1 protein-coding gene is annotated in these 1,025 nt (G+C 61.9%); it reads right to left on the reverse strand.

Features of this window, described 5'->3' with window-relative positions:
* A partial coding sequence (locus ACSFA3_RS26130; RefSeq protein WP_435508204.1) for a GMC family oxidoreductase N-terminal domain-containing protein occupies positions 1–915 on the reverse strand: 915 nt, incomplete at its 3' end.
* Positions 916–1,025: the final 110 nt, after the last annotated feature.

A 1,025-nucleotide genomic window follows, 5' to 3' on the forward strand; every position in this document is an offset into this window, starting at 1 on the left:
CACGTGGCCGACCGAGTAGCCGCTGATCTTGAATGAGAGGCCTCGTCCGACAAGGTCGGAGCCGTTGCCTATTCCCTTCGGCGCATGCACGCTCTTCGACCGAAGCATCAATGCGGCTGTTTGCACGGCGTTTGCGCAGACGATCACCCTGTCGACCGGGATGCGGATCAGTTCCGATGAGAGCGGCACATAGCACTCAAGGGCTTCCGCCGTGGCGTCGTTGCGCAGCGCGATCCGATTGACAAAACAGCCATACAGAACCGAGATCATTCCCGGCAGGGCGTCGTCGTCCAGGATGTTCCTGGCCAGCACGGATGCTTTCGCCTCCGTGGGGCACACCAGTTCATCGCAGGCTGAACATGCGATGCATCCCTTGCGGGTCCCTGGCGGGCGGATTGCCAGTGGAATACGCTGCGGTCTTATTCCGAGCTCCCGCATCGCGTTGGACAGCATGAGTCCGCGAGGGCTGGCCGGATACGATGGAAATCCGTTCGAACCACTGACCTCCAGGAGATGCTCGATCTCCGCGTAGAAGGGTTCGAGGTCCTGGAGGGCGATGGGCCAGTCGACCTCCATGTCGGTCGCAAGATATCGGGAGGCCGACAGATCCGCCTGCCGGTATCTCAACGTGATCGCGTTGTAGAACTGCATTCCGCCGCCGACACCGCACGCGGTCCATGGATTGCCGTCGGCGGGGCCATCCGAAGAAGTGAATGCGCGGCTGTAGGCTGCTTGATGAGGGCCGTACATGGCGCCCGGGGAAACCAGGCCTCCAAATTCCAGGATGGCCACGCGGTAACCTTTTTCCGCCAGTGTCCGCGCGGCGATCGATCCAGAGGGCCCAGAGCCAACGATGATCGCGTCGAAGTTCGTGTAGTCACAGGAGGCGGCCGAAATATGTCTGATGCTTGTCACAGACAGTGGTCCTCGCCTCTGGGTCTGGGTGTGGCGGGCCAGCAGCCGGTGCTCGCGACGGTGACCAGGAGGTGCTTCGTACGTGCCACGTAGTGGGAAACCGCAATGCC

It is taken from the genome of Variovorax glucosi (assembly GCF_051216695.1).
Classification (GTDB): domain Bacteria; phylum Pseudomonadota; class Gammaproteobacteria; order Burkholderiales; family Burkholderiaceae_C; genus Variovorax.